2 protein-coding genes are annotated in these 2,351 nt (G+C 60.6%); one reads left to right on the plus strand and one right to left on the minus strand.

The window, feature by feature from the left end; all coding sequences use genetic code 11:
• The first annotated feature begins 210 nt into the window (after positions 1 to 210).
• On the plus strand, positions 211 to 1,695 hold the full coding sequence (gene ltrA / locus ACOSYY_RS13580; protein ID WP_421663043.1) for a group II intron reverse transcriptase/maturase: 1,485 nt from the start codon (positions 211 to 213) through the stop codon (positions 1,693 to 1,695).
• A 171-nt stretch (positions 1,696 to 1,866) separates the two neighbouring features.
• Here ltrA and ACOSYY_RS13585 read toward each other — a convergent pair.
• The coding region (locus ACOSYY_RS13585; RefSeq protein WP_421663044.1) for a hypothetical protein at positions 1,867 to 2,351 on the minus strand (485 nt) is incomplete at its 5' end.

The raw sequence follows: 2,351 nt of genomic DNA on the forward strand, positions 1-2,351 counted from the left end.
TCTCATTTTTTGCAGATCGATAGGCCGTATCGGCCCACAAGGAATGCGGAAGGCAAAATAAGCCATGACGTTTTGGCAAGACACGGCAGGACTCCGCGGGGTCGGAGACCCATCGCATGCACGGAAACAACTCGCGCGGGAACCGGGAGATCCACTGCTCGCCTTGGGAAGACGCCAAGGCCGTGTCGGGAAGCCGAAAGGCGCACGCCGATGATGAACGAGCAGGGGAAGTCGGACAGAGTGATAGTACCTGTGAAGTCCCCGAACAAAGCCGGGAAACAACCGGTGGCGGAGGGGATGGAGGGAAGCGCTCTGGCCAAGGGGAACTCGTCCGAGCAAAACACCCGCCGGATACAAGGCCGGGAAAGGGTGCAAAACGCGCTGGGGCGGGTACGTCAAGTTGCAGTCAGAGAGAAGAAGCTCAAGTTCACGAGCCTCATGCATCACATTGCCAACGTGGATACTCTGCGAGAGGCGTATTTCAGCCTCAAGCGGGATGCCGCGAGCGGCGTCGATGGGATGACGTGGAAGCGCTATGGGGAGAATCTGGAGGCTTGCCTTACCGATCTCGCCGATAGGCTGAAGCGCGGGGCTTACCGAGCCAAACCCGTCAAGCGAACCTACATTCCGAAGGCCGATGGAAAACAGAGGCCGCTCGGGGTGCCGGTGCTGGAGGACAAGATCGTGCAATACGCATGCGTCATGGTTCTCAACGCGGTCTACGAGACGGAGTTTCTCGGATTTTCGTATGGCTACCGGCCGGGGCGCAGCCAGCACAAGTGCTTGGACGCACTCTATGTCGGGATGCTGACGAAGAAGGTGAACTGGATCATCGATGCGGACATTCGAGGGTTTTTCGATACGATCGACCACGGATGGCTCGTGAAGTTCATCGAGCATCGCATCGGAGATCCGCGCGTCGTGCGTTTGATCCGTAAATGGCTCAACGCCGGCGTGATGGAGCAAGGGAGATGGAGAGCCGTCGATGAGGGAACGCCGCAGGGCGGGGTCATCTCCCCGCTGCTGTCGAACGTCTTCCTTCATTACGTTCTCGACCTGTGGATCCATCACGGGAGAAAGACGCCCAGCGTCAGCGGCGACGTGATCGTCGTGAGATGGGCGGATGACTTCGTGATCGGGTTCCAGCGCAGAGCGGCGGCGGAGCGGTGTCTGGCCGAACTCAAGAAGCGATTCGAGAAGTTCGGTTTGGCGCTGCATCCGGAAAAGACGCGGCTGATCGAGTTTGGGCCGTACGCGGTCACGAACCGTCTCAGACGCGGCCAGGGTAGGCCGGAGACATTCGACTTCTTGGGTTTCACGCATATCTGCGGGAAGAAGAGAAGCAACGGGATGTATACGGTCGTTCGCCGGACAGCCAAGAAGCGGATGAGCAGGAAATTGCAGGAGGTCAAGGCCGAACTCAGGAGGCGCATGCATGAGCCGGTTGCCCAACAAGGGAAATGGCTCGGCTCCGTGGTGGGCGGATTTGTCCGCTATCACGGGGTGCCAACAAATGCGAAGGCCATCATGAGATTTCGATTTCAGATAGGCGGCTATTGGCGCCACGCGCTCAGAATGCGCGGGAGCCGGAAGCGGGTCACCTGGGAGAGAATGTATCGGCTCATTGATCGCTGGCTTCCTCCCGCCACCGTTTGCCATCCCTATCCTCTGCGGCGAATGGGCGTCATCACCTGAGGCGGGAGCCGTATGCGGGAATACCGCCCGTACGGATCTGTGGAGGGGGTTATGAGTGATCATCAATTCCTACTCCGACCTTGTGTGAGCTTCAGGAGTGCGCAGGCGCAGGGACACTGCGCCCGCAGAAATCGGAATTGTCGGGAGGGAGGGTGCCGTCGGAAGGGAGGACTACTGGAGGCGGGCTGTCGCGGTTTCGACCTCAGGGAGGTTCGCGTCGGTCAAGTCCTTGAGTCCTTCGAGGGTCAAGGTGCCGACCGAAGCCTGTTCGATCACGTCGGCGAGACGCTTGCGGGTGCGGTCCGCATGCTTGCGCGCGGCTTGGAGGAGCCTCCCGCGCGCTTCGGCAATCCGCCCGGATGCCGGACTCGTTGCACCAGTGGGCGCCTTGGAGCGCGCCTGCTCTTCCACTCTCTCGACCAGAACGCGCAAGGTGTCGCGGTCCGGAATGTCGTCGATGCTGTCGCTCGCCAGGTTCAATTCGCGACACAGGGCGCTGTACGCAGCATCTCCGAGAGCTGCTCTGCCAGCCACGAGCCGCTCCATGCCGCGGCTGAGGTCCGTCAACTTGTCCATGACCAACGTCAGCTTTGCGTATCCGATCCGCTTGAGGTCGGTCGTGCCGCCGTACTTCTGGAGCGTCGATTGCGCCAGGC

It is taken from the genome of Nitrospira sp. BLG_2 (assembly GCF_049222245.1).

Excerpts from the sequence above, each read along its gene's own strand:
- ltrA (WP_421663043.1), top strand. The coding sequence starts at position 211 with ATGATGAACGAGCAGGGGAAGTCGGACAGAGTGATAGTACCTGTGAAG.